The 16,927-nt window shown below is 60.3% G+C and carries 13 protein-coding genes and 3 pseudogenes; 7 read left to right on the top strand and 9 right to left on the bottom strand.

What is annotated here, in order from left to right:
- Positions 1 to 54: 54 nt before the first annotated feature.
- From RHM58_RS15545 to dinG, 3 genes are all read right to left on the bottom strand, one after another.
- Positions 55 to 1,200 (bottom strand): serine hydrolase domain-containing protein, encoded by a 1,146-nt coding sequence (locus tag RHM58_RS15545; protein WP_201201261.1) that lies wholly within the window; start codon positions 1,198 to 1,200, stop codon positions 55 to 57.
- Positions 1,201 to 1,488: 288 nt separating this feature from the next.
- The gene (locus tag RHM58_RS15540; RefSeq protein ID WP_322270707.1) at positions 1,489 to 4,002 is read right to left on the bottom strand and encodes a beta-agarase; all 2,514 of its coding nucleotides are present in this window, start codon (positions 4,000 to 4,002) and stop codon (positions 1,489 to 1,491) included.
- A 95-nt stretch (positions 4,003 to 4,097) separates the two neighbouring features.
- Positions 4,098 to 6,242, bottom strand: a complete 2,145-nt coding sequence (gene dinG, locus RHM58_RS15535) for an ATP-dependent DNA helicase DinG (protein WP_201201257.1) — start codon at positions 6,240 to 6,242, stop codon at positions 4,098 to 4,100.
- A gap of 99 nt (positions 6,243 to 6,341) precedes the next feature.
- Between dinG and RHM58_RS15530 the strand changes: the two genes are divergently transcribed.
- Complete coding sequence (locus RHM58_RS15530; RefSeq protein WP_201255544.1) at positions 6,342 to 6,806, top strand: CopD family protein; 465 nt, start codon at positions 6,342 to 6,344, stop codon at positions 6,804 to 6,806.
- A 162-nt stretch (positions 6,807 to 6,968) separates the two neighbouring features.
- On the opposite strand, the gene RHM58_RS15525 is transcribed toward RHM58_RS15530, so the two are convergent.
- The 4 genes and pseudogenes from RHM58_RS15525 to RHM58_RS15510 all read right to left on the bottom strand — a co-directional run bounded on the left by RHM58_RS15525 (position 6,969) and on the right by RHM58_RS15510 (position 9,177).
- Positions 6,969 to 7,727: a collagen-like protein gene (locus RHM58_RS15525; protein ID WP_201255545.1), complete on the bottom strand. Its 759-nt coding sequence runs from the start codon at positions 7,725 to 7,727 to the stop codon at positions 6,969 to 6,971.
- The gene (locus tag RHM58_RS15520; RefSeq protein WP_201255546.1) at positions 7,720 to 7,998 is read right to left on the bottom strand and encodes a DUF1145 domain-containing protein; all 279 of its coding nucleotides are present in this window, start codon (positions 7,996 to 7,998) and stop codon (positions 7,720 to 7,722) included. The genes RHM58_RS15525 and RHM58_RS15520 overlap by 8 nt, the downstream gene beginning before the upstream one ends.
- A gap of 251 nt (positions 7,999 to 8,249) precedes the next feature.
- Positions 8,250 to 8,417 (bottom strand): annotated as a pseudogene (locus tag RHM58_RS34065) (OmpA family protein); the annotation flags it as partial.
- Positions 8,418 to 8,508: 91 nt separating this feature from the next.
- Entirely contained in the window at positions 8,509 to 9,177 is a 669-nt protein-coding gene (locus tag RHM58_RS15510; protein ID WP_201201249.1) for an OmpA family protein, read from the bottom strand.
- 191 nt (positions 9,178 to 9,368) lie between these two features.
- Between RHM58_RS15510 and RHM58_RS15505 the strand changes: the two are divergent.
- From RHM58_RS15505 to RHM58_RS15490, 4 genes and pseudogenes are all read left to right on the top strand, one after another.
- Positions 9,369 to 9,865: pseudogene (locus RHM58_RS15505) on the top strand (DUF6231 family protein).
- 4 nt (positions 9,866 to 9,869) lie between these two features.
- Complete coding sequence (locus tag RHM58_RS15500; RefSeq protein ID WP_201201245.1) at positions 9,870 to 10,346, top strand: YchJ family protein; 477 nt, start codon at positions 9,870 to 9,872, stop codon at positions 10,344 to 10,346.
- 197 nt (positions 10,347 to 10,543) lie between these two features.
- Positions 10,544 to 11,029, top strand: a complete 486-nt coding sequence (locus RHM58_RS15495; protein ID WP_322270706.1) for an LEA type 2 family protein — start codon at positions 10,544 to 10,546, stop codon at positions 11,027 to 11,029.
- Positions 11,030 to 11,034: 5 nt separating this feature from the next.
- Positions 11,035 to 11,250: an SEC-C metal-binding domain-containing protein gene (locus RHM58_RS15490; RefSeq protein WP_201195404.1), complete on the top strand. Its 216-nt coding sequence runs from the start codon at positions 11,035 to 11,037 to the stop codon at positions 11,248 to 11,250.
- 310 nt (positions 11,251 to 11,560) lie between these two features.
- On the opposite strand, the gene RHM58_RS15485 is transcribed toward RHM58_RS15490, so the two are convergent.
- Together RHM58_RS15485 and RHM58_RS15480 are read right to left on the bottom strand one after the other, a co-directional pair.
- Complete coding sequence (locus RHM58_RS15485; protein WP_201256610.1) at positions 11,561 to 12,586, bottom strand: IS110 family transposase; 1,026 nt, start codon at positions 12,584 to 12,586, stop codon at positions 11,561 to 11,563.
- Positions 12,587 to 12,809: 223 nt separating this feature from the next.
- Positions 12,810 to 13,367 carry a cysteine hydrolase family protein gene (locus RHM58_RS15480; protein ID WP_201201239.1) on the bottom strand — a complete coding sequence of 186 codons (558 nt, stop codon included), beginning with the start codon at positions 13,365 to 13,367 and terminating at the stop codon, positions 12,810 to 12,812.
- A gap of 145 nt (positions 13,368 to 13,512) precedes the next feature.
- On the opposite strand from RHM58_RS15480, the pseudogene RHM58_RS15475 reads away from it, so the two are divergent.
- Positions 13,513 to 14,156: pseudogene (locus RHM58_RS15475) on the top strand (glutathione binding-like protein).
- 296 nt (positions 14,157 to 14,452) lie between these two features.
- Positions 14,453 to 16,903: a penicillin acylase family protein gene (locus tag RHM58_RS15470; protein ID WP_322270705.1), complete on the top strand. Its 2,451-nt coding sequence runs from the start codon at positions 14,453 to 14,455 to the stop codon at positions 16,901 to 16,903.
- Positions 16,904 to 16,927: the final 24 nt, after the last annotated feature.

The following is a 16,927-nucleotide window of genomic DNA, read 5'->3' as shown; positions in this document are numbered from 1 at the left end:
GCTTTGAATCAAAAAAGGTAACGAGGTTCCTGTGCAGGACCTTTCAGCATCGCTTTACAGACAAGCGGCAAGTACCCGTACGAGCTTTTGTGCGCGTGGATCCATCAACACGTACGGCCCCAAGGTATTTGTCACAAAGCCGAAGGCCACATCATGTTCTGGGTCAGCAAAACCGATGGAGCCGCCCGCGCCCGGATGACCGAACGCCCGTGGGCCGAGGCCGTAGGTAGCGTTCGGGACATCTGGTTGATCGAGCATGCAACCCAGGCCGAAACGGGTCTGGGTCAGTAAAGTCTTGTCCTCACCGAGGCTGTGTTCGCGGGTCAGCTCATCGAGCATTTCGCTTTCCAGCAGGCTACCGTCCAGAAGACCGGCGTAGAAACCGGCCAGGCTGCGGGCATTGCCGTGGCCATTGGCGGCGGGTTGTTGCATGCGCCGCCATTCCGGTTTGTTGGTGCTGGTCATGATCGACGGCGGGTTGGTGAACGCCCGGGTGGTCATGGCCGTTGGCTCGCGCATTGTCACTTGTAGCAGGCGCTGGGCCGCGGCATCGCCGACGTTACCCTTGCCCCGTGCGATATGCGCCACGCGATGAAACTCTTCGTCAGCCAGGCCGACGTGGAAGTCCAGGCCCAACGGCTTGGCGACCCGCGCCACAATCGACTCCCCCGGCCCACGACCGTCGGCACGACGCAGTAACTCGCCCACCAGCCAACCGTAAGTGATCGCGGCATAGCCGTGGCCCTGGCCCGGCGTCCACCACGGGGCTTCGGCGGCCAACGCGTCAACCATGGTTTGCCAGTCATAAAGCGCTTCAGGGGCCAGCAGCTCGCGCAGGGCCGGCAGACCGGCCTGATGGCAGAGCAATTGGCGCAACGTCACGGATTCTTTACCGGCGGCGGCAAATTCGGGCCAGTAGCGCGCAACCGGAGCATCGAGTTGCAGCTTGCCTTCAGCCACTAGTTGCAGCGCGGTGACGGCGGTGAAGGTCTTGGTGCAGGAGAACAAGTTGGCGATGGTATCGCTGTGCCAGGCTTCGGTGCCGTCCTTGTCGGCGGTACCGGCCCAGAGATCGAGAACGGTTTCACCGCCGACCTGGATGCACAGCGCCGCGCCACGTTCCTGGGGATCGTCGAACAGCGCGGCGAAGGCTTCGCGCACCGCTTCGAACTTAAGCTCGTAATGACCCTGAATCTGCACCCGCAACTCCCCCGGATTAACGCTCTACAAAGTGGTCCGCATTGTTCCAGCCCCGGAGGGTTTTGGGAACAGGTGCGGGCTGGGCGGTGTACCCGCCCATAGATTTATTCAGAAATAGTGAGTAGCCAGAGGGCAAGCCCTCACACCCATATTTAGGGATGAACACTGTACCTGTAGCGAGGGAGCTTGCTCCCGCTGGGCTGCGAAGCGGCCCCATTTCGCCCTAAAAAGAACGGGACTGCTGCGCAGTCCTACGGGGGCAAGCTCCCTCGCCACAGGTCTCAGTGCTTAATGACCATTCCCGGAATGCCCACCCGCATGGCCAGCGCCCTGCCCCGGACCTTTGCCGGCCTCGCCTTTTCGGCCGCCTTCTGTTGCGGCGTGGCTGGCCTTATCCGCTTCAGCCTTGGCCTTCTCGGCCTCTTTGCCCAGTTGATCGACGGCCAGCAAATTGCTTTTGCGCACGCTGTCGACGAAACCCTGGAATGGCAGATCAGTGATGCCCACCAGACCAAAGTGCCCGTTTTCGCCATCCAGCAGACGACCGGTCACCGGTTGGTCGAGGTACTGGAACCAGTGCACACCGACAATCGACGGTTCACTCATCGCCTGTTTGAGGAAGTTGGCGTAAGCCGGGCCACGATCTTCTTCCTTCGCCAGTTGCGTCACGCCGCCCCAGAACGGGCCGCGATCCGCCGAGCCAAAGTTGAACTCGGTGATCAGCACCGGTTTGTCGAGGCTACGCAGCTTGGCGAAGTCGTAACCGTCCTGCGGTTGGAGGGTGTACATGTTGAAACTCAGCACATCGCAATACTGCGCGCAGGACTCGACGGCCTCTGGGGTGCTGATGGCGAAACGACCACCCAACAACAACTGGTTCGGCGCGTGCCACTTGAGCGAATCGGAAATGGTCTTGAAGTAGGTGTCCGCAAACACCTTCTGGAAGTATTTGAAGTCAGCTTCGATTTCCGGGTGATCGGCGCTTGGCAGCGGCGCTTCGAAGCCCGGGTCTTCCATCAATTCCCAGGCCGGCAGATCAATGCCCCACGCTTTCGACAGGCCCGCCTGGTTGCGGTACTTGTCGCGCAATTGCTTGAGAAATGCGCGTTTGGCCGGCACGTCGGTGGTCATTTTCAACGTGCCGTAGGCCAGGGCGTAACGGGATTTCGGATCATCGCCGGGACCGGCCCAAGCCAGTTCGTTGTCTGCGAAGTAACCGATCAGCCACGGGTCGTCACGGTGATCCCGAGCCGCGATGGCCACGGCACGCTCGGTGGCCATGGCGAAACGCGGGTCGAACGGGTCGGGCATGCCGCCCCACCAGTCAGTTCCGGTGCTGATGCTGGCGTAATCGCCGACGATCGACAGCGGCAAGGTGTACGGCACGCGGTCAGCATTGCCCAGTGCCGGGGCGCTCCAGTTGCCGATGGTGTTGAAGCCCCAGGCTTGCAGGCGATCCAGGGTATGACTGGCCCAGCGTTTTTCATCAACCACTGCTTTGCAGCGCTCGGTGGTTTTTGGCTCGGCTGCTTTCGCGACAGTCGCTTCTACGGCGCCGTTCTTGGCAGCTTCGGCGACACCGGATTCGGTAGCCGAAGGAACGACCGGCGGTTCAGCGGCTTTCTCAACTGTCGCCGCAACCGCGTCGGCCTTGGCGGCTTCGGCAACACCGGCCTTGGTGTCGCTGCCCGGTGCGCAAGGTTCGCCATAGAGGCGCTGCAGGTTAGCGCCGTAAAAGTCATACCAACGGCCGGCGTTGTAGGCACGGCCCTGATCGGCGCCGTTGCCGCCACGGTTGTCGCCTTCGCCATATTGACTGGCTAGCGGCTCGCCGGGTTTTGGCAGGTTTTCAAACATCCACTCGCGACCGGCGATGTAGGTTTGATTGACGTCCGGGGCGACGGTGTTCACGCCCAGTGAGTAGAACGGGTGTCCTTCAGGCGTTACCAGATACCAGCGACCATCGCGTTTCTCGGTCCGGAAAAAGCCGCTGGCCTTGAACGCCGGGCCTTTGTTCCAGCCACCGTATTGGTCCAGGGACGATTTCTCGCGCTCGGCCAGCCAGGTTTTCAGCTGTTGATGTTCTTTCGCGGCAGCGGATTTCAGCTGCTCGTCGCTGCTGACTTTCTCTGGCCATTTGGCTCGGGTCGATTGACCGTAAGCGTCGACCAAACCGCCATAGGCGGCTTTGGTCACGTCCGCGCCGTCCTGCACGCCGAAGCGTTCCAGCAAGATGCTTTGGGCGACTTTCGGCTGATCCATCGACAAGGTCACCGACACGATCTGGCTGCGATCCAGCTCACCGGCGCTGCTGGCCAGCAACACGCGCTGACCGTCAAAGGTCATCGGCATCGGCGGACCGGCCTTCATGCCTTGGCTCAACGGCGAACTGGCGACCAAGGGCACCAGCAGGGTTTGCGCCGGGCCGGCCGGCAGATCGACGCGGCTGACCAGGGTCTTGCCATCGTTGCTCTGGATCGTCACGTAGAGGGTCAAGGCCCAGTTCATCGCGCTCTGGACCCGCAAGCTCATGACACCCGACTGCGACCAGTCCCAGGCACCCGTTTGCGGGGTCAGGCGCAAGGTTGGCCGGGCCACTGGGTTGAACGTGACCCGGCGCAAGACTTCGCCTTCGGCCGTTTGTTCGGCGTTGGATTGCGGCAGGCTGGCGTCCTGGGTCGCCACCGAAACCACATCAGCGGGGCGCACAAAGTTAAACAGCGTCTGTTGGCCTGCGGGAGCGGCCAGCAAGGGCGTTGCGAACAACAGGGCAAATACAGCAGGCAGCGAACGACGAATCATGAGAACGAAATTCTCCCTAACGACCTCAATGGGCCAGTGGAAAAGCGATGGCGGAGAAATAGACAACGGGTTGGGCAAAACTGCCCACCCGTGTATCAGGAAATTTCACGTCGGAAGGGTGGCAACGCATTGAGGATCGCTTTGCCATAGCGTTGGGTGACCAGACGCCGATCCAGCAAAGTGATGGTGCCGCGGTCTTCTTCAGTCCGCAGCAAGCGACCGCAAGCCTGGACCAGTTTCAGCGAGGCGTCCGGCACGGAGATTTCCATGAACGGATTGCCGCCCCGGGCTTCGATCCATTCGGCCAACGCGGCTTCCACCGGATCGTCGGGCACCGAGAATGGAATCTTGGCGATCACCACGTGCTCGCAATACGCACCGGGCAAGTCCACGCCTTCGGCAAAACTTGCGAGGCCGAAGAGCACGCTGGAATCCCCGCCATCGACCCGCGCCTTGTGCTTGTTCAGGGTTTCCTGTTTCGACAGGTTGCCTTGAATGAACACTTGTTTGCGCCAATCGCGGTCGAGGCCGTCGAACACGTCCTGCATCTGTTTGCGCGAGGAGAACAGCACCAGGGTGCCGCGCGAGCCTTCGACCAGTGCCGGCAGATCGCGAATGATCGCGGCGGTGTGGGCCGGCGCGTCACGCGGATCGGCTTTCAGGTCCGGCACCCGCAGCACACCGGCATCGGCGTGATGGAACGGACTCGGCACCACCGCCGTCACGGCTTTTTTCGGCAGGCCGGCGCGCATGCGAAAGCGGTCGAACGTGCCGAGTGCGGTCAGTGTCGCCGAGGTCACCAATGCGCCGTAGGCCACGTTCCACAGATTGCGGCGCAGCATTTCTGCCGCGAGGATCGGGCTGGCGTTGACCTCGATGTCGAACAGCGAACCGCTTTCGGCCAGGGTCAGCCAACGGGCCATCGGCGGGTTGTCTTCCGGGTCTTCGGCGGTGAACGCGGTCCACAACTCCCAGTTGCCCGAAGAGCGCGACAACAAGCTGCCGAACAACGGATACCACTCTTCAGCCTGGTTGCTGGCGATGCCGATGTTGACCTCGCCATCCATGCCTTCCTTGAGCAACTCGGTGAGGCGGGTGAACAAATCGGTCAGGCGGGCGAAGGCTTTCTTCAGCTCGACGCCCATCTCGCGCATGTGCTCGGGGATCACTCCAGCGACGAAGCGGTGACGCGGCCGCTCACGGCCTTCGACGTCTTCGCCGGGTTTGAAATCGGCGACCTGCTCGCACGCAGTGAACATAAACTGCTGCTGAGTCTTGATCTCGCGAGCCAGCTCCGGCACCTGCTCGATCAACTTGCCCAAATCGCCCGGCAACGGGTGCTGGGCGAGCAATTTGGTGAGGTTCTTGGCGGTGGCTTCCAGCCAGTCGGCAGTGGAACGCAGGCGTGTGTAGTGAGCGAAGTGACCGATCGCCTTGTCCGGCAGGTGATGGCCTTCGTCGAACACGTAGATGGTGTCGCGCGGGTCCGGCAACACGGCGCCGCCACCCAGGGCCAGGTCGGCCAGGACCATGTCGTGGTTGGTGACGATCACGTCGACCTTGCCCATGCCTTCGCGGGCCTTGTAGAAGGCGCACTGGCCAAAGTTCGGGCAATGACGGTTGGTACACTGGCTGTGATCGGTGGTCAGGCGCGCCCAGTCGGCATCTTCCAGGGCGGTGGACCAACTGTCGCGGTCGCCGTCCCATTTATTGCCGGCAAGCTTTTCAATCATGCTGGTGAAGAGCTTCTGGCTGGCCTCATCGACCTCGATCTTGAAGCCTTCTTCTTCGAACAGCTGCGCAGTGGCGGTTTGCGCGTGACCTTCCTGCAGCAACATGTCGAGCTTGGACAGGCACATGTAGCGCCCACGGCCCTTGGCCAGCGCGAAGCTGAAATTCAGCCCGCTGTTGCGCATCAGGTCAGGCAAATCCTTGTAGACGATCTGCTCTTGCAGGGCCACGGTGGCCGTGGCGATCACCAGGCGTTTGCCCGCCGCCTTCGCCGTCGGGATCGCCGCCAGGCTGTAGGCCACTGTTTTGCCGGTACCGGTGCCGGCTTCCACCGCGACAATCGCGGGGTCGCCACTGCGCCGGCCTTCGTCGTCGGTGTCGATGTCACCGAGAACTTTGGCAATTTCGGCGATCATCAGGCGTTGGCCGTAGCGCGGTTTGAGGCTCTTGGCTTCAAGAAAACGCGAGTAGGCGCCCTGGATCGTGGTTTTGAGTTCGGTACTGATCATGGATTGTCGGGCGCAAAAAACGCTGGATAAATTTTCAGTGGTTCGGATGGGCGGCTATCATACCGCGCTAATTAATCCCGCGCAGAACGGAGTACCTCAATGACCGCTTTTAGCCTCGTTTATACCCTGCATGTCCTGTCCGCCCTGGTGTGGGTGGGCGGAATGTTTTTCGCCTGGATGGTCCTGCGCCCGGCGGCGATGAAGGCCCTGGAAGGCCCCGGCCGATTGAAGCTGTGGGTAGAAGTGTTTCAAGGTTTTTTCCGCTGGGTCTGGGTGGCGGTGGTGCTTTTGCCGATCAGCGGTGTGGGCATGATTCATTTGCAGTTCGCAGGCTTTGAAGCGGCGCCGCGCTATGTGCAGGTGATGATGGGGCTGTATGTGGTGATGACCGCGCTGTTTATCCGGATTCAGGCGTTGTTGCTGCCGGAGTTGCGTACAGCGGTGGCGGCGCAGGATTGGCCGACTGGCGCAGCGACGCTTGGGAAGATTCGGCGGTTGGTGGGGATTAATCTGATTGTCGGGTTGGTGTTGGTGGCGATTGCTGCGGCGAGGCCTATGTTCTAGAAACATCGAACTCTTGTGGCGAGGGAGCTTGCTCCCGCTCGGCTGCGCAGCAGTCGTAATCCATCCAACGCGCTAATCCTGAGAAATCGTGTTGAATGGTTTTGGGGCTGCTTCGCAGCCCAACGGGAGCAAGCTCCCTCGCCACAGGGTTACTCGACGGGTTTATAACCGCTGAAGCGTCACAGCACCCGCTGCACCGACCGGCCCTGGCTGGCCATCAGCCCCTGCGCGGCCGCTCTTGCCGCCATCCGTTGTGTAAACCAGGCAACCCTTGGCCTTGCCACCCGCGCCCGGTTTGCCACCAGGCCCGGCCAAACCACCGGCACCACCAGCAACCTGAACCTTGATTTGCTCTGCCGGATATTCGCGAGGCACTTGCAGGCGCACCAGTGCACCGGCCGCCCCTGGCTGACCGTCGCTGCCATTGCTGCCGTCGAACCCGTGCCCGGCCTGACCCCAGGTGCAACCCGGATCTTCACCGTTGCCGCCATCCAGACCGACAAAACCCGGCGCGCCTGCACCACCGCGCGCATCCACCGTTAATACCGGTGCGTTCAGCGACTTGATCAGCAAGTTCAGGTTTCGCCCGGAGCGGGCAGCCTTGAGGTAAGTCCCCGGCGCACCACGCGAGGTGATCAGGCTGCCTTCAGACAAGTTCGCACGGCTGACTTTCAATTCCAGCGCCTGTTCACCCGGCACGATGGCGATGCGCGCTTCTCGCCCCAGGCGCAATTCGCCGACCGTCACTTCGGTCACGTTCGAGGGGATCAGCAACGTGCCGTAGTCAGCCACTTCCAGCCGTTCCAGCTGCAACGTACTGGCCGTGTTGGGCAGGCGCATCAGCGAGTTGGTTTCGACGCTTACCACTTGGGCGCAGGCCAATGGACTGATGAGTGCGGCGAGCAGACAGAGTTTACGCATGGGATGCCCCTGGGACGGCCGGGGCCGGAATGGTTTGCAGATGGAAAATGCCGACGAAGAGGATTTGCAGGCGATCACGCCAAGGGTGGGCGCGACCTTTGAGGCTGCCGTTCAACAGCAACAACTCAAGCAGGTGGGTGAGCAGCAGCAGGCTGCCGGCCAGATTGACCAACAGGTGCAGCGGTTTGATAAACGGAATCAGAACATTGACCAGCACCACCAACCAAAACAGACAGGTGAGCACCTTCCCCAGCCCCCAAAACACCTTCATACAGCCCCCTTGCAGCATTATTCTTTGCGCGCACAGTAACGGCTTCCACGCGAGATAAGCCAGAGGGCGACACAAAAATCTTCTGCGAGCCGCCGAATGACCGCCGGCTCGACGAAAAATGTCGTCCGGCGGCTCTAGAACGAGGCTCTACACCAAGTGTCAGCGATTGATATGCAATTCCACGCGACGGTTTTGTGCCCGCCCTGCTTCCGTCTCGTTATCGGCCAACGGCTGACTTTCGCCCTTGCCTCGCCACTTTCGATAGCGCCCTGGCCACCACCGACCAGGCCGCCGATAACGCTGCAGATCGGTCAGGTACGTTGATTCAGAGGGGCAGTGCCATCGCTGTGAGTAGCGCAAGCGGTCAAGAGGCTGCCAAGCAGCAGAGCCGGCAGGACAGTCCTTGCGAGAACACTCATGGTGAATGCTCCTGTGTGACCGGCCCATACCGGTCACACAGGAGTGAAAGACCCGCATCCGCGACTGCACAAGCCGCGGCGCGGAAGGGGTTTAACGGTCGATTTTGATTTCGGTACGACGGTTCAATGCGCGGCCATCCGCAGTTTTGTTGTCGGCTACTGGCTGGCTTGCGCCTTTACCGGTGACAGACACGAAGCTGCTGCGCGGTACGCCATCATGGATCAGGTACTCCACCACCGAATGCGCGCGTCTGTCCGACAGCTTCTGGTTGTAGGCAGCGTGGCCGACGCTGTCGGTATGACCGGTCACGGTCAGGCGTGCGGTAGAGGACTCCTGTTTCAGGCGAGTAGCGACTTTATCGAGGACCTGTTTGTCAGAAGGTGTGAGCGTGGCTTTGTCGAACTGGAAGTGAACATCGCGGATGACGATGGTTTCTTCCTTGACCACCACGACTTCTTCAACCACTGGTGCAGGAGGTGCGGCGACAGGGCAACCGTCAGCATCGACCGGTACGCCTTTGGGTGTGCCCGGGCACTTCTCGGGTACTGCGCCGTGCACCCAGCAATAAGCGGCTGCCGTGCCGCCGATCAGCAGCGCGCCATACCCCGCCCACGCCGAACTCTCGGTCGCGCCGATACCGGCACCGACGACACCGCCGACCGCCGCACAGGTCGGCCAGTCGGTTTTCTGCAAACCTGCGCAACCAGTCAACACACTGGTTAGCAGAACCAAGGGTAATGCTGTCCGAACTATGCTCATCTAGTTTTCTCCTGAGGGATCGGCTTAGAACCGATTCAGGTAGTAAAGACCGGAGTTTTAATCTCCGCCAGCAATAGGCCATTGCTGTTTTTCCCCGTGTTCACGGCAGATCAGCACTTTTGGCACACCATGGCTCTAGGCCCGAACGTTGGGGCAGGCTAGTCTTGGCAGACTCTGATTGAGGATCTTTGATGATTGCAGGTATTTCTTCGCGCACGCCCCAGCAAGCGCTGGCCGCTTTGCTTGACCGCTATGCACCCATGCGCCTGTTGCTGATAGGCGCCAGCCAGTTCCCGGCACTTGAGGCGTTCAAGCTCGCGCACCCGGACAGTTGTGTCGCTCACGCCGCCCCCGGCGCCTTGCCTGCGGAACTGGCGGCGCAACGCTTTGATCTGGCGCTGGTGGTCGATTGCCTGGAGCACCTGCCCAAACGCGACGGTCTGAATCTGCTGGGCGGGATCCGCAACCTCAACGCCAGTCGTATCGCAGTGCTGGCGGATTTACCGGCCAGTGGCTGGCAGGAAACAGACTTTTTTCCCTGGCCCTGCAAGCCAGCGAACGCTTCCAGCGCGACGATCAGGTGTTGACGTTGTTCACCTATGATTTGCTTGACTATAAACAGGTGCCCGACTGGCTCAACTCACGGTTCTGGGCCAATCCGGAAAACTTCGGGAAATACTGGTGGTAACGCAATGAGTACATCCATTTGCCCGTGTGGCAGCGGCACCCTGCTCGATGCCTGTTGCGGTCATTACCATGCCGGTCATCCGGCCCCCTGCGCCGAAGCCCTGATGCGTTCGCGCTACAGCGCCTATGTGTTAGGGCTGATTGACTATCTGGTGGCGACCACCCTGCCCGCCCAACAGACAGGGCTGGATCGTCAGTCCATCGGTGACTGGAGCGCACAAAGCACCTGGCTGGGCCTTGAGGTGGAAAGCTCCGAGGTGCTCGGCGGCCAACCGGAACACGCCTTCGTCACCTTCACGGCGCGCTGGCACGACAGCACCGGTGAACATAGCCATCGCGAGCGTTCTTCGTTTGTGCAGAACACCGGGCGCTGGTACTTCATCGACCCGACCGTGCAGCTCAAGGCCGGACGAAATGATGCGTGCCCATGCGCGAGCGGGCAGAAATTCAAGAAGTGTTGTGCGGGGTATTTCGGGGTTTGAGATAAAGGCAAAAGATCGCAGTTTTTCGTAGGAGCGAGCGGTGCGGCGATCCGACTTGCCCGCGAAGAAGCTGATGCGGTCTTTCTGAAAGTCCGCGTTATCGTTTTTCGCGGGCAAGTCGGATCGCCGCACCGCTCGCGCCTACAAAGATTGAGATCTTTTAGGACTAGACTGGGCCTCAAGGGAGAAACACCATCATGCTCAGTCAACGTCGCGCCTTATACCTTGTCACCTTGCTCACTTTCCTGAGCCTCAGCGGCTGCGCGTCCTGGTTTAGCGACGACGAACCGGATCCTCAGGTGCATCTGGTCAAGGTAGAGGTGGTGCGGGCCAAACTGCTGGAGCAGAAATTCCTGCTGCACTTTCGTGTCGACAACCCGAACGACAGTGACTTGACCGTTCGCAGCATCGAATACCGCATTCATCTGGGCGACATGCTGCTGACCGAAGGCGAACACGAGCACTGGTTCACAGTCGGCCCCAAGCACAGCGCCTATTTCAAAGTGCCGATCCGCACCAACCTGTGGCCCAAGGTCCGGGACGTGGTGAAAATGCTGAAAAACCCCAGGCAACCCGTGCCCTATCGTCTGGAAGGTGAATTGGAAACCGGTTTATTCATCGCGCACTACGTGCACCTGGCGCGCAATGGCGTGATAATCCCCGCCGATTTAATTCCGGAGTAACCCCGATGACCCAACAACCCCATGTCCATGGCCCAGACTGCAACCACGATCATGACGATCACGCCCACGACCAGCATGATCACGACCATGGCCATGTCCACGGCCCAAACTGCGGCCACGCTCACCAGGAACCGGTGCGCAACGCCTTGAAAGACGTCGGCCGCAACGACCCTTGCCCATGCGGCAACGGCAAGAAATTCAAGAAGTGCCACGGCGCTTGATGCGTCGGGCGAAGATCGTCTTCGCCCGCTGAATCGCCATCGCGAGCAGGCTCGCTCCCACATCTATGGTTCCCCCTTTTCTGCAATACTGTTTTTGATGATGTGTTTGGCTTGCTTTCATCTATCCGGCGTCTGAGTGGAGGTTGGTCCATTCGCGCCTTGATGAGAATCGATGCCCGGCGATCCTAATTACTTGGACGGCCTTTCAGCCGTGTGGGAGCTCAGGGTTTTCGTCAGGCCGGTTGGCCGTTCACGTCATCTGTTATCCAGCATCGCAAACCAGGTGGGTGGTGCTCGGGTGACAGCGGGGTCAGGCGTTCATCGCGCCTGGCCCCGCATCGAATTCGGTGTGGTGTGCTGCAATCGCCCAGGCGATTCTCGCCAGTTTGTTGGCCAGTGCGCAGACCACATGATTGGAGTGATGGTTGTCCCATAGCCGTCGGACCCAGTCCGCCAGCGCTCCTTTCTGTCGATCCAACTGCATCAGATAGACGCGGGCACACTGGATCAGCAGACGTCTCTGGTTTCGGTCACCCCGCTTGCTGATGCCTAAAAGTACGGTTTTTCCGCCCGTGGAGTGTTGTTTGGGCACTAGCCCGATCGAGGCCGAATAGCCTCGGCCGCACTTGAACTGTTTGCCATCGCCCAACTCGGCAGCCAGGACGCTGGAGGTGATCGGGCCGACACACGGCATCGTCATCAAGCGAACAGCCAGATCATCTTCAGCGGCTTGGCACTCCACTTCCTTATCCAAAGCCTTGACCTGCTCGTGCAAGTAATTGAAGTGCTCACGCAGCCTGGTCAGTAGTTTTTTGATGGAATCGGGAAGTGGATGTGCTTCAAGCAGCGCTGGAAGATCTTTGATGGACTTGAAGCCTGGGGCCAAGCTGATTCCGACTTCCAGGAGGGCTGCGTGAATCCGATTGACGGTAGCAGTACGTTCTTTGATGAACGAATCACGTGTCGAGTTGAGCATGGCCAGCGCCTGCTGAGCCTGATTCTTGGGCGGCACAAAGCGCATTGTTGGACGAGTTGCAGCCTCGCAGATCGCTTCGGCATCAGCGAAGTCGTTCTTGTTGCTTTTCACATACGGACGCACGAGATGCGGAGCAATGAGTTTGGGTATATGCCCCAGTCTTGAGACTTCCTGCGCCATGAAGTGGGCTCCGCCGCAAGCTTCCATCGCAACGGTGCAGGGTTCGAGATTGGCCAGATGCTGGATGAGCGCCGCCCGATTAAACTTTTTGCGGTAAAGCTCATGACCACGATCATCTTGTGCATGCAGATGAAAGGTGTGTTTTCCCAGATCGATGGCGACAATAGCTACTTTGTTCATGGCAACGGTCTCCGATGAGCCCCCTGTGAAAGCTTAGTGGGTGATCACAGGGGGCGGCGGGGGAGCCATTTCATTATTTGATCTGCGTGAGACCCGATTCTGCGGTCACCACACATCCGCTGTGGGAGCGAGCTTGCTCGCGATGACGGACTGACATTCAACATTTATGTCGACTGATACACCGCTATCGCGAGCAAGCTCGCTCCCACAGGGATTTCAGATTTCAGTCAGCCTTCAGGATCTCTGCGGTGCTGACGACGGTGGCGTACTCGCCATGCAAATTCCCCAACGACATGGCATGCACCTCCTCGGCTGAACGGGCCGTGCCGAAAAAGTCAGCCTTGTCGAAGGTAAAGCACGCATCCTCCGCCACCCACGCATCAAACCCCAGATTGCCGGCCGTTCGCGCCGTGGACTCCACCGAGTTGTTGGTCGCCACGCCAACGATGATCAGTTGATCAATCCCCGCCTCGCGCAAACCCGCCTCCAGCCCCGTCGCACAAAACGCATCCGGCACCTGCTTCTGAATCAGTTGCTCACCGGCCTTTGGCTGAAATCGTTCCTGAAACTCCACGCCGGATTGTTGCGGCCAGAACACCGACTCCGGTGAGCGAGACAGGTGCTGCACGTGAATCACTGGCCGCCCGGTTCGACGCCAAAACGTCAGCAAATCGAGGATTCGCTGCTCGGCCTGAGGATTATTTCGACGCCCCAGTTTTGGATGCAGGATGCCTTTTTGCTGGTCGATGATGACCAGTGCCGCGTTGGTCTTGAGCTCCATGCTGACTTTTCTCGTGTCGGGTCATTGAATTTCACGCACTTCAGCATCACCTCTTCCTACAGGCAAGCTCTCCAGTGCAAACAGGACGACCTAATGCGAGCGGTTGCTGTCCGTATCTAACGACGTCTATTTTTTGGAGCATTCCATGATCGACCTGTATTACTGGACCACCCCCAACGGTCACAAAATCTCGATTTTCCTCGAAGAGGCTGGCCTCAAGTACGACGTGTACCCGATCAACATCAGCCAGAACGATCAATTCAAACCTGAGTTCCTGAAGATCTCGCCGAACAACAAAATTCCGGCCATCGTCGATCATGAGCCGGCTGATGGCGGCGCGCCTTTATCGCTGTTCGAATCCGGGGCGATTCTGTTGTACCTGGCGGAGAAAACCGGGAAGTTCCTGCCCAAGGACCTGCGCGGGCGTCAGCAAGCGCTGCAATGGCTGTTCTGGCAGATGGGCGGTCTGGGGCCGATGGCCGGGCAGAATCACCACTTCAGTCAGTTCGCGCCGGAAAAATCCCTTACGCGATCAAACGCTACATCGACGAAACCGCCCGCCTCTATGGCGTGCTCGACAAGCAACTGGCGAGCAATGAATTCGTCGCCGGCAGCGAGTACAGCATTGCTGACATGGCGATTTACCCGTGGATCGTTTCCCACAAGTGGCAGAGCCAGAACCTGGAAGACTTCCCCAACGTGCTGCGCTGGTTCACCCACATCCAGAACCGCCCGGCGACGGTGAAGGCGTATGCGATTGCGGCAAAGGTCAACCCGCCCAAGTCCTGAGACCTGCACAACCCCTGTGGTGAGGGGCTTCTGTGGTGAGGGGGCTTGCCCCCGTTGGAGCGCGCAGCGGTCCCAAAACCGGCAACGGTGTTCTTGCAGAGCGCGCGCGGTGACGGATTGGCGACTGCTTCGCAGCCGAACGGGGGCAAGCCCCTCGCCACAAGGGACTTGCGCGCCTCCGGGATTGTGGTTTATCCGACAAATCCTGAAATAACCCTGCGCCCCGCTTGCGCGGCCACCTCCTGCTCACTAACGTAGCGCCTTTATTGCGTTACTACCCCCGCAGGAGCTTTGCCATGGCCTCGCCAGCCCTTACACATTTTCTTCCCCGGTTCGGCGTTGCCGCAGCAGTGGCCGGTGTTTTGAGCCTGACCGGTTGTCAGACCTGGAACACCCAGGACACCCTCCCGCCGACCTCCGGCGTGCAGCCGCTCAAAGGCCTGGCGCAGAACGTTTCGGTTCGGCGCAATGCCATGGGCATGCCGTTGATCGAAAGCAACAGCTTCCACGACGCGCTGTTCACCCTCGGTTACGTGCACGCCAGCGACCGCATCACCCAAATGGTGACCATGCGCCTGTTGGCTGAAGGCCGTCTGGCAGAAATGTCCGGTCCGGACCTGCTCGACGCCGACCGCTACATGCGCGCCGTCAATCTAAAGAAAAGCGCCGGCGAGCTGTACAAGGCGTCTTCGCCACGGCTCAAGCGCTTCTTTGAAGTCTATGCCCGGGGCGTCAACGCCTATCTGTTCCGCTATCGCGACAAGCTCCCGGCGGACCTCGCTGCCACCGGCTACAAACCTGAATACTGGCAGCCGGAAGATTCGGCGCTGATTTTCTGCCTGTTGAATTTCAGCCAGTCGGCCAACCTGCCGGAAGAAATCTCTTCGCTGGTCATCGCCCAAACCGTCAGCACCGATAAGCTCCCGTGGCTGACGCCCTCCGCTCCCGACGAAAAACTGCCGTTGGCTGAAGCGGAAAAACTCCAGGGCATCAAGCTCAACGGCGCGATCCCGGGTCTGGCCGAAATCACCAAAGCCACCGGGCAACTGTCCGACCTGAACCTGCTGGGCGCCACCTCGTCGAACAACTGGGCGATCGGCCCGCAACGCAGCCGCAGCGGCAAAAGCCTGCTGGCCAGCGACAGTCACGGGCCGATGGGCGTGCCGTCGCTGTACAGCTACGTGCAGATCCGCGCGCCGAAATATCAGGCCGCTGGCGTCAGCATCGCCGGCCTGCCTATGGTACTGGGTGGTTTCAACGGCAAAGTGGCATGGAGCATGACCACGGTCATGGGCGACAACCAGGACCTGTTCCTGGAAAAAATCAAACGCCAGGGCAATGGCCTTTCATACGAAGTGAACGGCAAATGGCAGCCGGTGGGCGTGCGTAACGAAACCTACTTCGTCAAAGGCCAGCGGCCGATTCGCGAAGCGGTGTACGAAACCCGCCACGGGCCGCTGCTCAACAGTGCCCAAGGCCTGACGATGGCCAATGGTTTCGGCCTGGCCTTGCAGACCCCGAGCTTCACCGACGACAAAACCCTGGATGCATTTTTCGACCTGTCCCGTGCGCAGACCGTCGAGAAAGCCTCGGATGCAAGCCGTGAAATACGCGCCATCGCCCTGAACCTGGTGTTTGCCGACGCCAGCAGCATTGGCTGGCAGGTCACCGGTCGTTACCCGAACCGCCGTGAAGGCGAAGGCTTGCTGCCATCGCCGGGCTGGGACGGTCGCTACGATTGGGACGGTTACGCCGACCCGATGCTGCACCCGTACGATCAGGACCCGGCCCAAGGCTGGCTCGGCACCGCCAACCAGCGTGTCATTCCCCATGGTTACGGCATGCAGTTGTCCAACTCCTGGGCAGCCCCGGAACGTGGCGAACGTCTGGCGGAACTGGCCGGCGTCGGCAAGCACGACACCCGCAGCCTGATCGCCATGCAATACGACCAGACCACCACTTTCGCCGCCAAATTGAAGAAAATGTTTGAGGCGCCGGGCATGTCCCAGCCGCTGAAACAGGCGATCGAAGCGCTGCCGGTGGCCGATCGTGGCAAGGCGCGCGAGGCGTTGACGCGTTTGATGGCGTTCGACGGCAAGCTCAGCCCGACCTCCGCCGATGCAGCGATTTATGAGCTGTTCCTGCAAGAAAGCATGAAGCAAATCTTCCTTGACGAACTGGGCCCGGAAACCAGCCCGGCGTGGAAAGCCTTTGTCGCCAACGGTAAGTTGTCCTACGCCGCTCAGGCCGATCACCTGCTCGGTCGCGAGGACAGCCCGTTCTGGGATGACGTCCGCACGCCGCAGAAAGAAGATAAACCGGCGATCCTCGCCCGTAGCCTGGCGGCAGCGATCACTGCGGGGGACAGTCAGTTGGGCGGCGATCACAAAGCCTGGCAGTGGGGCAAACTGCACCGCTACGAGTGGAAAAATGCCAGTGGCCAGACCGTGCGCGGTCCGTTGGCGGCCGGTGGCGATCACACCACGCTGAACACTGCGGCGTTCGCTTGGGGTCAGGACTTCAACACCACGCTGGTGCCGTCCATGCGCTTTATCGTCGACTTCGGCCAGGTCGAACCGCTGATGGGCCAGAACGGTACGGGCCAGTCCGGCAACCCGGCGAGTCCGAACTACCTCGACAGCATCGATCCGTGGCTCAAGGGCCAGTACATGAGCCTGCCGATGCAGCCACAGAACTTTGACAAGGTGTATGGCAAGGCGCGGTTGACGCTAATCCCCGGTAAGTAAGCATCACCACCAACCCCATGTGGG

The organism is Pseudomonas sp. 10S4, assembly GCF_034344865.1.
In the GTDB taxonomy this organism is placed as follows: Bacteria; Pseudomonadota; Gammaproteobacteria; order Pseudomonadales; family Pseudomonadaceae; genus Aquipseudomonas.
Note: the sequence above shows the minus strand (reverse complement) of the source record. Positions and strands in the feature narration are given on the sequence as shown.

Coding starts and splice junctions, on each gene's coding strand:
- RHM58_RS15540 (WP_322270707.1), bottom strand. CDS start 4,002: ATGATTCGTCGTTCGCTGCCTGCTGTATTTGCCCTGTTGTTCGCAACG.
- dinG (WP_201201257.1), bottom strand. CDS start 6,242: ATGATCAGTACCGAACTCAAAACCACGATCCAGGGCGCCTACTCGCGT.
- RHM58_RS15530 (WP_201255544.1), top strand. CDS start 6,342: ATGACCGCTTTTAGCCTCGTTTATACCCTGCATGTCCTGTCCGCCCTG.
- RHM58_RS15525 (WP_201255545.1), bottom strand. CDS start 7,727: ATGCGTAAACTCTGTCTGCTCGCCGCACTCATCAGTCCATTGGCCTGC.
- RHM58_RS15520 (WP_201255546.1), bottom strand. CDS start 7,998: ATGAAGGTGTTTTGGGGGCTGGGGAAGGTGCTCACCTGTCTGTTTTGG.
- RHM58_RS15510 (WP_201201249.1), bottom strand. CDS start 9,177: ATGAGCATAGTTCGGACAGCATTACCCTTGGTTCTGCTAACCAGTGTG.
- RHM58_RS15500 (WP_201201245.1), top strand. CDS start 9,870: ATGAGTACATCCATTTGCCCGTGTGGCAGCGGCACCCTGCTCGATGCC.
- RHM58_RS15495 (WP_322270706.1), top strand. CDS start 10,544: ATGCTCAGTCAACGTCGCGCCTTATACCTTGTCACCTTGCTCACTTTC.
- RHM58_RS15490 (WP_201195404.1), top strand. CDS start 11,035: ATGACCCAACAACCCCATGTCCATGGCCCAGACTGCAACCACGATCAT.
- RHM58_RS15485 (WP_201256610.1), bottom strand. CDS start 12,586: ATGAACAAAGTAGCTATTGTCGCCATCGATCTGGGAAAACACACCTTT.
- RHM58_RS15480 (WP_201201239.1), bottom strand. CDS start 13,367: ATGGAGCTCAAGACCAACGCGGCACTGGTCATCATCGACCAGCAAAAA.
- RHM58_RS15470 (WP_322270705.1), top strand. CDS start 14,453: ATGGCCTCGCCAGCCCTTACACATTTTCTTCCCCGGTTCGGCGTTGCC.